Origin of the sequence: Mycobacterium paraintracellulare (genome assembly GCF_000276825.1) — a bacterium.
Lineage (GTDB): Bacteria > Actinomycetota > Actinomycetes > Mycobacteriales > Mycobacteriaceae > Mycobacterium > Mycobacterium intracellulare.
On record NC_016948.1, the window covers coordinates 193,101 to 207,675 of the forward strand.

At 68.9% G+C, this 14,575-nt stretch carries 15 protein-coding genes and 1 pseudogene; 8 read left to right on the top strand and 8 right to left on the bottom strand.

Annotation, left to right across the window (positions count from 1 at the left end):
- Window positions 1–5 precede the first annotated feature (5 nt).
- The 3 genes and pseudogenes from OCQ_RS00960 to OCQ_RS00970 all read right to left on the bottom strand — a co-directional run bounded on the left by OCQ_RS00960 (window position 6) and on the right by OCQ_RS00970 (window position 1,974).
- Complete coding sequence (locus OCQ_RS00960; RefSeq protein ID WP_008262971.1) at window positions 6–197, bottom strand: hypothetical protein; 192 nt, start codon at window positions 195–197, stop codon at window positions 6–8.
- Window positions 194–596: pseudogene (locus tag OCQ_RS00965) on the bottom strand (metallopeptidase family protein). The gene OCQ_RS00960 and the pseudogene OCQ_RS00965 overlap by 4 nt, the downstream one beginning before the upstream one ends.
- 4 nt (window positions 597–600) lie before the next feature.
- Window positions 601–1,974: a septum formation family protein gene (locus OCQ_RS00970; RefSeq protein ID WP_008262974.1), complete on the bottom strand. Its 1,374-nt coding sequence runs from the start codon at window positions 1,972–1,974 to the stop codon at window positions 601–603.
- A 112-nt stretch (window positions 1,975–2,086) separates the two neighbouring features.
- Here OCQ_RS00970 and serS point away from each other — a divergent pair, with 112 nt between their 5' ends.
- Window positions 2,087–3,346, top strand: a complete 1,260-nt coding sequence (serS, locus tag OCQ_RS00975; RefSeq protein ID WP_008262975.1) for a serine--tRNA ligase — start codon at window positions 2,087–2,089, stop codon at window positions 3,344–3,346.
- Here the strand turns inward: serS and OCQ_RS00980 are convergent, their stop codons facing one another.
- A complete protein-coding gene (locus tag OCQ_RS00980) occupies window positions 3,347–4,093 on the bottom strand; it encodes an AraC family transcriptional regulator (protein WP_014383635.1) in 747 nt (248 codons plus the stop codon).
- 55 nt (window positions 4,094–4,148) lie between these two features.
- On the opposite strand from OCQ_RS00980, the gene OCQ_RS00985 reads away from it, so the two are divergent.
- Complete coding sequence (locus tag OCQ_RS00985; RefSeq protein ID WP_014941133.1) at window positions 4,149–4,718, top strand: class I SAM-dependent methyltransferase; 570 nt, start codon at window positions 4,149–4,151, stop codon at window positions 4,716–4,718.
- Here the strand turns inward: OCQ_RS00985 and OCQ_RS00990 are convergent.
- The gene (locus OCQ_RS00990) at window positions 4,715–5,212 is read right to left on the bottom strand and encodes a DUF2834 domain-containing protein (RefSeq protein ID WP_008262978.1); all 498 of its coding nucleotides are present in this window, start codon (window positions 5,210–5,212) and stop codon (window positions 4,715–4,717) included. The two genes, OCQ_RS00985 and OCQ_RS00990, sit on opposite strands and share 4 nt — an antisense overlap.
- Before the next feature lie 88 nt (window positions 5,213–5,300).
- On the opposite strand from OCQ_RS00990, the gene OCQ_RS00995 reads away from it, so the two are divergent.
- Both OCQ_RS00995 and OCQ_RS01000 read left to right on the top strand, forming a co-directional pair.
- Window positions 5,301–5,939 carry a TetR/AcrR family transcriptional regulator gene (locus OCQ_RS00995; RefSeq protein WP_014381611.1) on the top strand — a complete coding sequence of 213 codons (639 nt, stop codon included), beginning with the start codon at window positions 5,301–5,303 and terminating at the stop codon, window positions 5,937–5,939.
- Between the two features lie 49 nt (window positions 5,940–5,988).
- A complete protein-coding gene (locus OCQ_RS01000) occupies window positions 5,989–7,545 on the top strand; it encodes a phytoene desaturase family protein (RefSeq protein ID WP_014381612.1) in 1,557 nt (518 codons plus the stop codon).
- 98 nt (window positions 7,546–7,643) lie between these two features.
- Here OCQ_RS01000 and OCQ_RS01005 read toward each other — a convergent pair whose 3' ends face one another.
- Window positions 7,644–7,994 (bottom strand): hypothetical protein, encoded by a 351-nt coding sequence (locus OCQ_RS01005; protein ID WP_009956952.1) that lies wholly within the window; start codon window positions 7,992–7,994, stop codon window positions 7,644–7,646.
- Window positions 7,991–9,541 (bottom strand): MBL fold metallo-hydrolase, encoded by a 1,551-nt coding sequence (locus OCQ_RS01010; protein WP_009956951.1) that lies wholly within the window; start codon window positions 9,539–9,541, stop codon window positions 7,991–7,993. Before OCQ_RS01010 ends, OCQ_RS01005 begins: the two co-directional genes overlap by 4 nt.
- Window positions 9,542–9,672: 131 nt before the next feature.
- On the opposite strand from OCQ_RS01010, the gene OCQ_RS01015 reads away from it, so the two are divergent.
- Genes OCQ_RS01015 through OCQ_RS01030 form a run of 4 tightly spaced genes read left to right on the top strand, consistent with a single transcriptional unit; the run spans window position 9,673 to window position 12,846 of the window.
- A complete protein-coding gene (locus OCQ_RS01015) occupies window positions 9,673–10,443 on the top strand; it encodes a lysophospholipid acyltransferase family protein (protein WP_026071075.1) in 771 nt (256 codons plus the stop codon).
- Between the two features lie 3 nt (window positions 10,444–10,446).
- Window positions 10,447–11,214, top strand: coding sequence for a lysophospholipid acyltransferase family protein (locus tag OCQ_RS01020; protein ID WP_014378848.1), 768 nt, complete (start codon window positions 10,447–10,449; stop codon window positions 11,212–11,214).
- 14 nt (window positions 11,215–11,228) lie between these two features.
- The gene (locus OCQ_RS01025) at window positions 11,229–12,014 is read left to right on the top strand and encodes a lysophospholipid acyltransferase family protein (RefSeq protein WP_014378849.1); all 786 of its coding nucleotides are present in this window, start codon (window positions 11,229–11,231) and stop codon (window positions 12,012–12,014) included.
- Between the two features lie 19 nt (window positions 12,015–12,033).
- Window positions 12,034–12,846, top strand: coding sequence for a Cof-type HAD-IIB family hydrolase (locus OCQ_RS01030; RefSeq protein WP_008263000.1), 813 nt, complete (start codon window positions 12,034–12,036; stop codon window positions 12,844–12,846).
- Between the two features lie 6 nt (window positions 12,847–12,852).
- Here the strand turns inward: OCQ_RS01030 and OCQ_RS01035 are convergent, their stop codons facing one another.
- Entirely contained in the window at window positions 12,853–14,499 is a 1,647-nt protein-coding gene (locus OCQ_RS01035) for an LGFP repeat-containing protein (protein WP_179293376.1), read from the bottom strand.
- Window positions 14,500–14,575: the final 76 nt, after the last annotated feature.

The window sequence follows — 14,575 nt, forward strand, 5'->3', positions numbered from 1 at the left end:
GTCGATCAGACGGCCAGCGCGATCACTTCGGTGCAGGCACAGCCCACGGCGTCGCAGTCGATGACGAAGGCGTGCGGCAACAGTTCCGGGCTGAAGCAGTCCGGCTCGGTGCACTCCGACCGGTGCAGCGCGTGGTGAATGATGGTGCCGTGACAGTGATCTAAGCCTGCCCGGCAGTCGCGGCAGTCAGTGCTCATAACGCGTTCATAGCACCCGCGGGGGACAAATCCGGGACGCCGCGCCAGTCAGGCCCAGCCCAGTTCGTGCAGCCGGTCGTCGTCGATGCCGAAGTGGTGCGCGATTTCGTGGATCACCGTGATGGCCACCTCCTCGACGACCTCGGCCTCGGACTCGCACACGTCCAGCAGCGCCTCGCGGTAGATGGTGATGGCGTCGGGCAGCGCGCCGGCGTAGTCGGAGTCGCGCTCGGTCAGCGCCACTCCTTCGTACAGCCCGAGCAGTTCGTCGTCCTCGGGATGGCGGTCCTCGACCAGCACGACGACGTTGTCCATCGCGGCGGCCAGCTCGGGCGGTATCAGATCGAGCGCGTCGGAGACCAGTTCGTCGAAGCGCCGCGGGTCCATCCGCACGGGCACCCGGCTAGCCCCCCGGTGGGGGCTCGGCGGGCGGGGCCGGCGGCGGCGGGGGCGCCTCGGGTGCCGGGTTCGCGGGCGGTGCGCCGTTGTCCGCCGGCGGGGGCGGTGCTTGCGGCGCGGGAGGCTGCTGCTGGGGGGCCTGCTGGGGTTGCGGTGGCTGCTGGGGCTGTGTCACCACGGGTTGCTGGCCGGGCAGGTGCTGATTGTTCGGCGGCATCTCCGGCGCCGTGGTGGACTGGTTGGACGGCGCCTGCGCCGGGACCTGCAGCGGAATCGGCGGCATGGTCAGGCGCTCTTCGGGGATGTCGGGCGGCGGCACCGGGGGCTGGCCGTTGATCAGCAGCTGACCCTTGGCGCTGTTCAGCAGGGTGGCCCAGCCCCCGTTGCCCAGCGTCGCGCCGATGCTGCAGGCCACCTCGCGGCTGCCGGCCGTCCAGCTCGCCAGCGGCACCGTGGGGTAGATCAGGGTCAGCGTGGTGGTGCGCAGCTTGACCGGCGCCAGGTAGGCGTCGGTCATCTTGGTGCACGAATCCTTGATGAAGCTGTCCTGGTCCGGCTCGGCGGGCAGGGCGTCGGGGAACCTCTCGGCCAGGTTGACCGTGCCGGTGACCTCCATCGCGTGCGGGGCCGTGCAGTCCACCGGCACATCGGTCGGCTGGTTGGTCGCCGGATCGATGCCCAGGCAGGTGCCGGCCGGCCAGATCTTGGACTGGTCGACGTCGGCGACCTTGCCCTTGAACGCCTGCTGCTGGTTGTTCGTGGCGGGCAGTTGCAGGCCGCACAGCATGCGGCGATCGCCGGACTGACGCCACGCGCGGTCGCCGGGCCACAGCAGGCTGACGGTGAACTTGCTGTTCGGATCGAACTTGAGTCCGAGGTAGTTACGGACGGACGCCTCGCACTGCTCCTGGGTGATCTGCTGGATGCGGGCGGGCGTCGGGGGCGCGGCGTTGGGGCCGTACTCCGAGCCCGGGAACGTCCGCATGTCAATGGATTCGGCCACTTCGAACTTGTGGTCGTCGCCGCAGTTGACGATCTTCGCCGACTCCGGCGTGGCGTCGGGCCACATCAGGCATTCGCCGCGAGAGGCGCGGTTGAGGGCGGCGTCGCTCTTGGCCCCGGTGCTGCGCACGGGGCTGCTGTCGAGGAGTCGCCCGGATTCGGTGCTGACCGGGATCGCGGTCACCAGCCCGGCGATCAAGAGGCCGCCGAGCGCGGTCAGCAGCAGCGCCCGCCGGGTGGCCCGGGCCTGCAGGCTGCGCGGCCACAAGAAGGCCGACGGCTGCTGTCCGGACGGCTCACCGGTCGAGGCGGCGGGCGTCTCGACGGCGGGGCCTTCCGAACGTTGCTTCTCGGGCGCTTGCGACATCGGGTCCATTCTGACAGGACGACCTGAGGCGCGTGACAAAAGTTACTGATGTGAGTCCTGAGCCGGGCCGGCGGGGACGCTGTGCCGGTCGGGCGGTGCCGGTGAAAGTAGTGTCAGGGCCGTGATCGACCTGAAGCTGCTCCGGGAAGACCCCGACGCCGTGCGCCGCTCCCAGCTCAGCCGCGGTGAAGACCCGACGCTGGTGGACACGCTGCTGTCGGCCGACGCCGCACGCCGGGCCGCCATCTCCTCCGCCGACGCGCTGCGCGCAGACCAGAAGTCCGCGAGCAAGAGCGTCGGCGCCGCGTCGCCCGACGAGCGGCCCGCGTTGCTCGCGCGTGCCAAGGAACTGGCCGAGCAGGTGAAGGCCGCCGAGGCCGCCCAGGCCGAGGCGGAGGCGGCGTTCACCGCGGCGCACATGGCCATCTCGAACGTCGTCATCGACGGCGTCCCGGCCGGCGGGGAGGACGACTTCGCCGTCCTCGACACCGTCGGCGAACCCCCCGCGCTCGACGACCCCAAGGACCACCTCGAGCTGGGCGAGTCGCTGGGCCTGATCGACATGCAGCGCGGCGCCAAGGTGTCCGGCTCGCGGTTCTACTTTTTGACCGGCCAGGGCGCGCTGCTGCAGCTCGGCCTGCTGCAGCTGGCGGCGCAGCTGGCAGTCAGCAACGGTTTCACCCTGATCATCCCGCCGGTGCTGGTGCGCCCAGAAGTGATGTCGGGCACCGGATTCCTCGGCGCCCACGCAGAAGAGGTGTATCACCTCGACGCCGATGATCTTTACCTCGTCGGCACGTCCGAGGTGCCGCTTGCCGGCTACCACGCCAACGAGATCCTCGACCTGTCCGGCGGACCGCTGCGCTATGCGGGCTGGTCGTCGTGCTTCCGGCGCGAGGCCGGCAGCCACGGCAAGGACACCCGCGGCATCATCCGGGTGCATCAGTTCGACAAGGTCGAAGGCTTCGTCTACTGCACGCCCGCCGACGCCGAGGCCGAACACCAGCGGCTGCTGGGTTGGCAGCGCGAGATGCTGGCCCGCATCGAGGTGCCGTATCGGGTGATCGACGTGGCCGCAGGCGATCTCGGCTCGTCGGCCGCCCGCAAGTTCGACTGCGAGGCGTGGGTTCCCACGCAGGGCACCTATCGCGAGCTGACGTCGACGTCGAACTGCACCACGTTCCAGGCGCGCCGGCTGTCGACCCGCTACCGCGACGAGAACGGCAAGCCCCAGACCGCGGCCACGCTCAACGGCACGCTGGGCACCACCCGCTGGCTGGTGGCGATCCTGGAGAACCACCAGCGGCCCGATGGCAGTGTGCGGGTTCCCGAGGCGCTGGTGCCGTTCGTCGGCGCCGAGGTGCTCGAGCCGGGTGGGTAGCTAGCGCCCGCCGGCCAGCTGCCCCGGGGTGTGGCCGAACGCCCGCCGGTAGGTGTCGATGAACGCACTCGCCGTGGCCCAACCACATTCGGCCGCCACCGACGTGACATCGCGCCGATCGGCGAGCAACACGAGGGCATGCTGCAGCCGGACCTGGGTGCGCCATTGCGGGAACGTCATGGCCAGCTCGTCGCTGAACAATCGGCTCAGCGTGCGTTGTCCGACGCCGACCCGATCGCCGATCTGCTGCAGCGTCAACGGCTCGCGCAGGTTGTCGGCGATCAGTGCGCACGCCCGGCGCAGCCGGGGGTCGACGGGCGTGGGGATCCACAGCGGCTCCGCGACGCCGGTCGCCCGCACCTGGTCGTGCAGGACGGCCAGCATCCGGTGATGCTCGGCGGTCTCGGTGCCGTCGGCCTGCGAACACGCGATGATCAGTTCGCGCATCAGCGGGCTGACCGCCAGCACGGCCGGCGCCCGCGGGCCGCGGCGGTAGCGGCCGGGATCCAGTGCGACGCCGTGAAATTGCGTCGTGCCGTGGAACTTGTGCTCGTGCCAGCATCCGGCCGGTATCCAGATGGCGCGATTGGCCGGCGTGATCCACGTTCCGGCCGGGGTGGTCACCGACACCGCGCCCGAGGACGGGTACACGATCTGGTGTTGCGGATGGCGGTGCCGTTCGATCCGCGCGCCCGGCGGCAGCGTCTGCGCCGACGTGACCAGTCCGTGGTGGCTGATTTCCGACATATCTCGGCAGGATATCGGAAGCACGCACCCGCCGTCGCGGCCTAGCGTGGGCGGTATGGCGATGAATCTGATCCACCGACGGCGCTGCAGCTCCCCGTCATGGGAAAGGGCGGTGGCCGATCAGCTGCTGCCGTGGGCGCTCCACGGCGTCGAACTGGGCACGCGCACTGTGGAAATCGGCCCCGGATACGGCGCGACGCTGCGCGCCCTGCTCGATCGCACGGAATCACTCACGGCCGTTGAACTCGACGGCGCGATGGCCGATCGCCTGCAGCGCCGCTACGGCGAGCGGGCCCGGATCATCCAGGCGAGCGGCACCGAAACCGGCCTGCCCGCAGCCGATTTCACGTCGGTGGTGTGCTTCACGATGCTGCACCACGTTCCCACCGCCGCGTTGCAGGATCAGCTCTTCGCCGAGGCGTTCAGGCTGCTGCGGCCCGGCGGGGTGTTCGCCGGTAGCGACGGCGTCCCGTCGCTGGCGTTCCGACTGATCCACGTTGCCGACACCTACAACCCCATCGCGCCGAAGGACCTGCCCGGCCGGCTTCGCGCCGCGGGATTCACCGACATCGACACCGAGGTCAAGCGTGGCCGGCAGCGATGGCGGGCCACCAAACCGGGCTAGGCGCTGATCTTCGGCGCGGCCTCGCCGGTGACCTGCGCGTGCCGGCGCTGCCGTTCCATCGTCGCGAAGTAGAAGGCGAACGCGAACGCGAAGCTGGTGAACAGGCTGGACACGAAGTACAGCCAGGGGTGGCGCAGCCCGCGCCGGTAGCCGTCCACGATCGTAAAGATCGGCAGCAGAATCACATTCGCGATCGTGTAGTCCTGGCTGGCCGAGCTCGCGGCGGGGTTGGTGAACATCAGCTTGATGTATTCGGCCCAGCTCCCGTGTTCGCCCCACAGGGGATTGGTGGAGCCCTGCGAGTACTCGTGCACGAACGTGATGTTGAAATACCAGCCGAGCGCCACGGACGCGATGCCGACGACGTAGTAGACGATTTCCATCGGCGAAAACAGTGGGCCGTTGGCCGGCCGGGCGAAGACCTTCGAGTTCGACGTGACGATCCAACCGATGACCGCCAGTCCGAGCACCGCGTGAGTGAGTAGCGAGACCATGGGCGCAGTCTCACCCGCGCCGCAAAGTTTTGTCAATATTGACACAACAAACCGAATGGCCAAACCGAAGTGTTGGTATCTTGCTGCAATGGTCAGGCCCGCTCAGACGGCGCGCAGCGAGCGCACCCGCGAAGCGTTGCGCCAGGCCGCCCTGGTGCGCTTCCTCGCCCAGGGTGTCGAGGACACGTCGGCCGAACAGATCGCCGCCGACGCCGGGGTGTCGCTGAGGACGTTCTATCGCCACTTCAGCTCGAAGCACGACCTGTTGTTCGCCGATTACACGGGGCTGCACTGGTTTCGCGCGGCCCTGGACGCCAGGCCGGCCGACGAACCGATCATCGACTCGGTGCAGTCGGCCATCTTCTCGTTCCCGTACGACGTCGACGCCGTCACCAAGATCGCCGCGCTGCGCCAGGACGAGCTCGACCCCGGCCGCATCGTCCGCCACATCCGGGAGGTCCAGGCCGACTTCGCCGACGCCATTGCGGCACAGCTGCAACGGCGTGGCCGCGGTAACGCGGAGCCGACGGCCGACCAGCGGGTGCGCACCGCGGTGACCGCGCGGTGCATCGCGGCGGCCGTCTTCGGCGCGATGGAGGTCTGGATGGTCGGCGACGAGCGGTCTTTGGGCGAACTCGCGCGGCTGTGCCACGCGGCGTTGGAGTCGCTGCGGGCGGGGATCACCGACTCCTGGCTCACCGCGACCTCCGGGCAAGTTTCGTCATAATTGACAAAACTTTGGGGCCGTGCGAGCCTCCTTTGCGGAGGGCAAGAACATGACTGGATATGACGCGATCGTCATCGGTGCGGGGCACAACGGTCTGACCGCGGCGGTGCTGCTGGCCAAGGCCGGGCTGCGGACGGTGTGCCTGGATCCCAAGCTCTACGCCGGCGGGATGGCTTCCACCGTCGAGCTTTTCGACGGGTATCAGTTCGAGATCGCCGGCTCGGTGCAGTTCCCGACATCACAGGTGGTGGTCGACGAGCTGGGCCTGGACACCCTGCCGACGATCGACCTGGACGTGATGTCGGTGGCGGTGCGCGGGGTCGGCGACGATCCGCTGGTTCAATACAGCGACCCGGTCAAGCTGTTCACCCACCTCAACGAGGTGCACGGGGCCGACGCCGTCAACGGGATGGCGGGGCTGATGGCGTGGAGCCAGGGCCCGACCCGCGCGCTGGGCCGCTTCGAAGCCGGCACCCCGCCCAAGAGCATCGACGAGATGTATGCCTGCGCCACAAACGAATTCGAGCGCGCGGCCATCGACGACATGCTGTTCGGCTCGGTCACCGACGTGCTGGACCGCTACCTGCCCGACCGCGAGAAACACGGCGCGCTGCGCGGTTCGATGACCGTGCTGGCCGTCAACACGCTGTACCGGGGCCCGGCCACCCCCGGCAGCGCGGCCGCGCTCGCCTTCGGCCTCGGCGTTCCCGAGGGCGACACGATGCAGATGAAGAAGCTGCGCGGCGGCATCGGCGCGCTCACCTCGCACCTGTGCGACGTGCTGGAAAGCCACGGCGGCGAGGTTCGGCTGCGCACCAAGGTGACCGAGATCCTCGTCGCGGACGGGCGGGTGACCGGCGTGCGCACCGAGGCGGGGGAGACGCTGCACGCCCCGATCGTCGTTTCGGGCATCGCCCCGGACACCACGCTCAACGACCTGATCGATCCCGCCGCGCTGCCCGCCGACATCCGGGCGCGCTACGCGCGCATCGACCACCGCGGCAGCTACCTGCAGATGCACTTCGCGCTGGACGAGGCCCCCGCCTTCGCCGCGCCGTATGAGGCCCTCAACGCACCGGCCATGCAGGCCTCCATCGGCCTGTTCTGCACGCCGGAAGAGGTCCAGCAGCAGTGGGAGGACGCGCGGCGCGGGGTCGTTCCGGCCGATCCCACGGTGGTGCTGCAGATCCCCTCGCAGAACGACCCGGACCTCGCCCCGGCGGGCAAGCACGCCGCGTCGGCGTTCGCGTTGTTCTTCCCGATCGAGGGGGACGTGGATTATGGGCAGGCGAAGGTCGAAATGGGTCAGCGGGTGATCGACAAGATCACCCGGCTCGCGCCGAATTTCGAACGCAGCATCATCCGGCACACCACCTTCACGCCCAAGCACATGGGGGTGATGTTCGGCGCCCCGGGCGGCGACTACTGCCACGGTCTGTTGAACGCGAATCAGGTCGGCCCCAACCGGCCGGGCCCCAGGGGGTTTCTGGGCCAGCCGATCCCGATCGAGGGGCTGTACCTGGGCAGCGCGGGATGCCACGGCGGACCCGGCATCACGTTCATCCCCGGCTACAACGCGGCGCGTGCGGCATTGGATGCGCGCTGACCCTCACCCAGCGTGTAACCAGTGCGAGAAATCACGCCGGAATTCGCCATCAGTGCACGTTCAGCGGCCCGACGCCGGGCGCTCGCCGGCCGGGGACGCTAGCCGCGGGCGGCCAGCAGTTCGTCGAGCAGCGCGGTGAACTCGTCGGGACGCGCCGGCGTGAACGCGGGGCTGGGCCAGGTGCCTGGTACGTCCAGGGTGATCAGCGTCGACCGCAGCGGCCGTCGGATGTCCAGGGGAAGCCAGCGGCGGAAATCGGAGCTGCCCCAGATTCGGAGCCGCTGCGTGAACAGGCCCAGGCTTTCGGCTTTGTAACCGCGGATCGAGCCGAGCGCGATGACCTTCGATGTGCCCGACGGAAAGTGGTAGCGGCGCAACGTGATCGCCGCGCGATCCAGCTGAACCAGCCCATCGTCGTAGGAGTCGTAGGAGCGGTGGGAGTCGTTCACGCGCGGCGACTCCGCAGCTGGTGGCCCCGCGCGGTCAGGCACCGCCCGTCGTCCAATCGCCACTGCCACCCGTGCAGGTTGCAGGTCAACGTGTTCCCTTCTACCACACCGAATTTCGACAGATCGGCCTTGAGGTGGGGACAGCGGCGCTGGATCTCCCAGCCGTCCAGCGTGACCGACGCCGAGTCGTCGTGGGTTTCGGCGAACCAGCCGTCGGCGTAGGCGATGCGTTCGTCGGTCAGGCACTTGAAGAAGGTGTAGAGGTACTCGTTGTAGCCGCCGACCCGCCACGCCCGAAAGCGGGTGGACAAGAAGATGGTGTTGACCCAGTCGGGTTCGCGGTCGCGCAGCACGGTGCGCACCAGCTCCGGTGCGATCTCGAATCCGTAGCGGACTTTCTCGTCCGGAATCCGTTCCCGCACGGCGCGTTTCGGGAAGTCCAGGATCACCGTCTCGGGACCGAGCACCAGTTCGACGGGGTAGCCGATCCCGTCGCAGATCTCGTCGCTTTGGGACATGATCGGCTCGAACAACGCGCGCAGCGATTCCAGGAGGGGTTCCCCGGCCGCGGGGGCCCAGCTCGCCCGCTCGGCGGCGACGACGGGCGCCATCCGCTCGGCGTACGCGGCGATGTAGTCGGCCTTGCCCGTGGTGAAGATGGCCTCGACCTCGTCGGTGGGCAGCGGGTGGCGCAGCGAATTCAGGGTGGACCCGGTGAAGTCGGCGGTCGACCCGGGCATCATCAGCAGGCCGCCGTCGTGGCCGTGCGTGCGCATCTGGTCCAGGAACACCATCTGGTCCGGAAAGATGTTGGCCGGATCCGCGTGGTCGTCGTTGAGGTGGCGCAGCTCGGGATCCAGGAAGCACGGCGGCCCCGCGGACGGGACCACCCACGTAGCCCCGACCTGGGCGAGGTACTGGCGGGCGCGGTCCATCTGCCGTTGCCGCTTCTGGACGCCGAAGGACTCCTTGGCGCGCGCCGGCATGTCGTAGACCATCGGGTACCAGATCGCCCCGGAGTACTGCAGCAGGTGCACATCGATGTGCCCGAACTCGGCGGCCAGCACGTCCAGGTCGACGGGCCGGGCGTCGTTCATGTTGAAAACCGTTGTGGCGCCGTCGGAGACCAGCAGCGCCGAATCGCCGATCGGGCCGTCGGCGGGCGCCCGCAGGGCGATGATCATGACGTCCAGACCGCCACGGGGACCGTCGATCCGATGCTTCACCGAATCGCTGGTCTCGAAGAATCGGTGAAAGCCCAACTCCTGCAACGCGTTTCGCAGGTCAGGCACGGGAAAGTCCGGCAGCAGGACCGTCGCGTCCTTGTTGACGTGCTCGGCCAGGTTCTTCGCGTCGAAGTGGTCCTTGTGCAGGTGCGACACGTACAGGTAGTCGCAGGCGCCCAGCTTGTCCCAGTCCAGCGTGCTGTTGTCCGGGAACGGGAACCAGGAGGCGAAGTAGGCCGGATTGACCCAGGGGTCGCAAAGGATGCTGCCCGCTTGGGTCTCGATCAGAAATCCGGCGTGGCCTACGCTGGTGACCTGCACTAATACCTTTCCGGGGGGCGCTGGGGGACCGAGTCGGGGTCGGCCGGCGGTGACGGTTTTTGCGCCCCCGAGCTTAGCGCGAGGCGCCATCCGGGGGCGCCGCGCAGCCCGGAGCACTAGGCTGATGAGCTGTGGAACCGGTTTACGGGACTGTCATCCAGCTAGCCCGCTTGGTATGGCGCGCGCAGGGGCTGAAGATCACGGTCACGGGTGTGGAGAACCTCCCGACGAGCGGCGGTGCGGTCATCGCGATCAACCACACCGGCTATTTGGACTTCACGTTCGCGGGGTTGCCCGCCTACAAGCAGGGCCTGGGCCGCAAGGTGCGGTTCATGGCCAAGCAGGAGGTCTTCGACCACAAGGTCACCGGGCCCATCATGCGCAGCCTGCGCCACATCTCGGTGAATCGGCAGGACGGCGCCGCCTCCTACGAGGCCGCCGTCCGGCACCTGAAAGACGGTGAGCTGGTCGGGGTTTACCCCGAGGCCACCATCAGCCGCAGCTTCGAGATCAAGGAGTTCAAATCGGGCGCGGCCCGCATGGCGGTCGAGGCCGGGGTGCCGATCGTCCCGCACATCGTCTGGGGCGCCCAGCGCATCTGGACCAAGGACCACCCGAAGAAGCTCTGGCGGCCGAAGGTGCCGATCGTCGTCGTGGTCGGGGAACCGATCGAGCCGACGCTGGGCATCGAGGAATTGAAGGGCCTCCTGCATTCCCGGATGCAGCACCTGCTCGAACGCGCGCAGGAACTCTACGGCGCCCATCCCGCCGGGGAGTTCTGGGTGCCGCACCGGTTGGGCGGGGGCGCCCCGTCGCTGGCGGAAGCGGCCCGGCTGGAAGCCGAGGAGGCGGCCGCCCGGGCGGCGCGCCGGGCGCGCCCCGCAGGGGCGCCGGAGCAGTGATCGATGGTGGAGCCGACCTTCCGCGCGCTGGAGCTCCTGGCCCAACTGGCGGTGGCGGCCACCGGCACCAAAATCACCTATCGCGGCGAGCAGCACATCCCTGAGCGGGGTGGGGCCGTGGTGGCGATCAACCACACCAGCTACGTCGACTTTTTGCCCGCTGGCCTGGCCGTGTACCGCCGGGGGCGGCGCCTGCGGTTCATGATCAAGGCGGAGATGCAGCAGGTCAGGGTGGTCAACTTCCTGATCAAGCACACCCGCACGATCCCGGTGGACCGGGGCGCCGGCGCGGGCGCCTACGCGGTGGCCGTGCAGCGGCTCCGTGAGGGTGAGCTGGTGGGCGTGTACCCCGAAGCGACGATCAGTCGCAGCTTCGAGCTCAAGGAGTTCAAGACGGGCGCCGCGCGGATGGCGCTGGAGGCGAACGTCCCGATCGTCCCGGTGATCGTGTGGGGGGCGCAGCGCATCTGGACCAAGGACCACCCGCGTAAACTGGGTCGGGCCAAAATTCCTGTCACCGTGCAGGTGGGCGCGCCGTTGCAGGTGCGCGAAGACATTGCGCAGACCGACGCTGCCCTGCGCGACTCGATGACGACGTTGCTGCACGAGGCGCAACGGGACTATCCGCACGAGCCCGGGGCGTACTGGGTGCCGCACCGGCTGGGCGGGACGGCCCCGACCCGCGCGGAGGCCGCGCGCATCGAGGCCGACGAGGCGGCGGCCCGATCGGCCAAGAAGGCGGCCAACCGGGCCGACCGCCCGTCGCAGTAGGCGAAGGAGACAACATGCCCGAGGGGTTCTACCGGCTGGCGGAGTGGATCGTCCCGCCGATGGTCGCCATGCAGGGAACCAAGTTCACCTATGAGGGCCTCGAGAACATCCCCGAGCGCGGCGGCGCCCTGCTGGCCCAAAACCACACCAGTTACTTGGACTGGCTTCCCACGCTGATGGCCGTCCGGGAGCGCCGGCGGCGCGCGTATTTCATGATCAAGGCCGAGATGGCCGACGTGAAGGCGGTCAACTACGTCATCAAGCACGCCCGGCTGATCCCGGTGGATCGCAGGTCGGGTCACGACGCCTTCGACGCGGCGGTGCAACGCATGCGCGAGGGCGAGCTGATCGGGACGCACCCCGAGGCCACCATCAGCCGCAGTTTCGAGCTGCGGGAATTCAAGACCGGGGCCGCGCGCATGGCGCTGGAAGCGCAGGTGCCGATCGTCCCGGTGATCGTGTGGGGCGCCCACCGGATCTGGCCCAAGGACCATCCGAAAAAGGTGCTGCGCAACAAGGTTCCGATCACCGTGGTCGCCGGGCGCCCGCTGCCACCGCGGGGCACGCCCGAGCAGCTCAACGCGGTGTTGCGTGAGGCGATGAATGCCCTGCTGTATCGGGTGCAGGAGGAATATCCGCACCCGAAGGACGAATTCTGGGTGCCGCGCCGATTGGGGGGCGGCGCGCCCACCCAGGAGGATTCCCGGGCCATCCGGTTGTCGGAATTGCAGGAGCGGATGCAGAAGTACGGGACCGACGGCGTCACGCGCCCGGGGCAGACGCAAAGCGGATTGCATTGAGCGGTCGGGCCCGAGGACGATGAAGCCGACGCTCATCGCCTGCGACGTCGACGGCACCCTGTTCGACGACGACGAAAAGATCACCCCGCGCACCCGCGACGCCATTCGCGCCGCGGTGGACTCCGGTGCGCAGTTCGTCGTGGCGACCGGGCGCCCGCCCCGGTGGATACGTCCCGTCGTCGACGCGCTGGGCTTCGCCCCAATTGCGGTGTGCGCCAACGGCGCCGTGATCTATGACTCCGCCACCGACCGGGTGATGTCGACGCGCACGCTGTCCGTCGACACCCTGGCCGAGTTGGCGGAGCTGGCGACTCGCGTCATACCCGGCGCGGGTCTGGCCGTCGAGCGGATCGGCGAACGCGCCCACGACACGGCGACCCCGCAGTTCATCAGCTCGCCGGGCTACGAGCATGCCTGGCTCAACCCCGACAACACCGAGGTGTCGATCGAGGACCTGCTCAGCGCCCCGGCGATCAAGCTGCTCATTCGCCGGGCCGGGGCCCGTAGCTCCGACATGGCCGCCGAGCTGGCCAAGCACGTCGGCATCGAGGGCGACATCACCTACTCCACCGACAACGGCCTGGTCGAGATCGTGCCGCTGGGGATCAGCAAGGCCACCGGGGTGGACGAGATCGCCAGGCCGCTGCAGATCGCCCGTGAGGAGGTGGTGGCGTTCGGCGACATGCCCAACGACCTGCCGATCCTGCGCTGGGCGGGCCATGGCGTGGCGATGGGCAACGCCCATCCCGACGTGCAGGCCGCCGCCGACGAGGTGACCGCCGCCAACAACGACGACGGCGTGGGGCGGGTGCTGGAACGTTGGTGGCTTTAACGCGCCTCAGGTGGCGCCGGGGTGCGCCGGTAGCGAGAAGTGTTCGGCGGGCACCGTTGGGCCGCTTGGCAATTGGGTGGCCAGCGGCGTCGTGATGCCGTCCACCACCTCGGTGACGTTTCCGGTCAGCCGCTCGAAGTTCAGCGTCCCGTGCTGGAAGTTCTGCGTAATCTGCAGCGGCTCTTGTATTTCCGCGCTGGTCGGCAACCCGAGTGGGCCGCGCTCGTAGCTCTGCGATCCCCAGGCGTCGTAGATGGCGCCGGTGACCGGCTGGGGGCCGGTCTCGGGTGACCAATACATGGCGCCCCGGGCGAAGGTGACAAAGCGGGCGTCACCGGCCGCGCTGTCCTCGGGCGCGGTCGGCGCACCCAGCACGCTGTTCATCCCGCCGATCGCCTGCCAGTGATCGTAGATCGCGCCGCCCTGCAGCGCCTTGATAAGTTCCTCCGGTGGGTCGTTGAAATGCGCTGCGATGTCCCGTATCTCGTCCATCAGCGCGTAGGCGGCGTTGCCCGGGCAGTCGGTGTTGCCGACGTCACGGTGGGTGAAGATGGTCGGCAGCGTCGCGACCGAACCCGCCGGGAAGGTGGTGTAGTGGCTGCCGGCCGACTCCAGTTGCACCGTGCCCTTGGGGTCGACGCCGTCGATGCCCAGCCGCCAACCGAGCAGGCGGCCGACGGTGCGCAGTTGGATCGGTGTCGGGGGCACGTCGTCGAAGTTGCCGATCATCGACACGCCCCAGGTGTTGCGGTTGAACCCGCCGGTGTGGAAGGCCTCGACCGCCTTGGTGAGCCCGCCTGCGCTGCCCTCGAACACCTGTCCGTACTTGTCGACCAGCGCGTTGTAGGCGATGTCGCACCAGCCCAGCGTCTTGCTGTGGTAGGTGTAAATGGCCTTGACGATCCCGGCCGATTCCAGCGGCGAATAGTCGTTACTGCCCGCGGTGTGGTGGATGACCGCGGCGCGAATCCCGTTGTCGTACTGCGGGCTACCGCATCGCAGCGATTCGTCGGCACCCCATTCCGCGCGGCTGATGATGGGGGGCGCCTGCCCGGGCATCACCACCCCGGACGGAGGTGTCCACTGGGTTTGGGTCGGCGCTTGGGGCGGGGAGATGAGGACGGCGGAGATGTTCTGCCCGAAGGGCTGTTCCCTCGACGCCGGTTTGTACCCCAGATCCTTCGCTTCAGTCGGGGACGCCGGGGGCGGCTGGGTCGCCTTCGCGTCGAGCGGCCGGGTCACCGCGATCTGGACGGTGGTCGTGGTGCCGACGAAGACCGGGTCCGTGCCGCGCGGCCCCTCCGCAACGCCGGCCGGATGGGCGGCCCCCGCGGGGTCGGGCGCCGCGGTTTCGTACTCCGTCTGATACCAGGGGCCCCACGAGCCGTCGGGGTGTCTGGCGCGCACCCGGGTCGACGTGCCGGCCAGGTCGCCGGTCAGCGCCACCAACGAGAACGGAGTGTCCTGACCGATTTCGCGAACCGTGACTCCGGCGCCCAGTCCGATGAGCGGTTGCTCGACGAGTTGGGTGCCGCGCGCCGGCGCTGGGCCGGCGGCAACGCGACCGCGCGTCGCGTCCCCCACCCACGAGACGATGACGACGGTCGCCGCGATGGCGGTGAGCATCATCGTCGGCGCGCGACTGCGAGACACCAGCCGATGTTACGTGTGTTTCTAATGTTATCTATGAGACGACACGAGGTTGGGCGTGGCCGAATCTCGACCAAAA

Excerpts from the sequence above, each read along its gene's own strand:
- OCQ_RS00960 (WP_008262971.1), bottom strand. The coding sequence starts at position 197 with ATGAGCACTGACTGCCGCGACTGCCGGGCAGGCTTAGATCACTGTCAC.
- OCQ_RS00970 (WP_008262974.1), bottom strand. The coding sequence starts at position 1,974 with ATGGACCCGATGTCGCAAGCGCCCGAGAAGCAACGTTCGGAAGGCCCC.
- OCQ_RS00980 (WP_014383635.1), bottom strand. The coding sequence starts at position 4,093 with ATGTCGGAAATCAGCCACCACGGACTGGTCACGTCGGCGCAGACGCTG.
- OCQ_RS00985 (WP_014941133.1), top strand. The coding sequence starts at position 4,149 with ATGGCGATGAATCTGATCCACCGACGGCGCTGCAGCTCCCCGTCATGG.
- OCQ_RS00990 (WP_008262978.1), bottom strand. The coding sequence starts at position 5,212 with ATGGTCTCGCTACTCACTCACGCGGTGCTCGGACTGGCGGTCATCGGT.
- OCQ_RS00995 (WP_014381611.1), top strand. The coding sequence starts at position 5,301 with ATGGTCAGGCCCGCTCAGACGGCGCGCAGCGAGCGCACCCGCGAAGCG.
- OCQ_RS01000 (WP_014381612.1), top strand. The coding sequence starts at position 5,989 with ATGACTGGATATGACGCGATCGTCATCGGTGCGGGGCACAACGGTCTG.
- OCQ_RS01020 (WP_014378848.1), top strand. The coding sequence starts at position 10,447 with ATGGTGGAGCCGACCTTCCGCGCGCTGGAGCTCCTGGCCCAACTGGCG.
- OCQ_RS01025 (WP_014378849.1), top strand. The coding sequence starts at position 11,229 with ATGCCCGAGGGGTTCTACCGGCTGGCGGAGTGGATCGTCCCGCCGATG.
- OCQ_RS01030 (WP_008263000.1), top strand. The coding sequence starts at position 12,034 with ATGAAGCCGACGCTCATCGCCTGCGACGTCGACGGCACCCTGTTCGAC.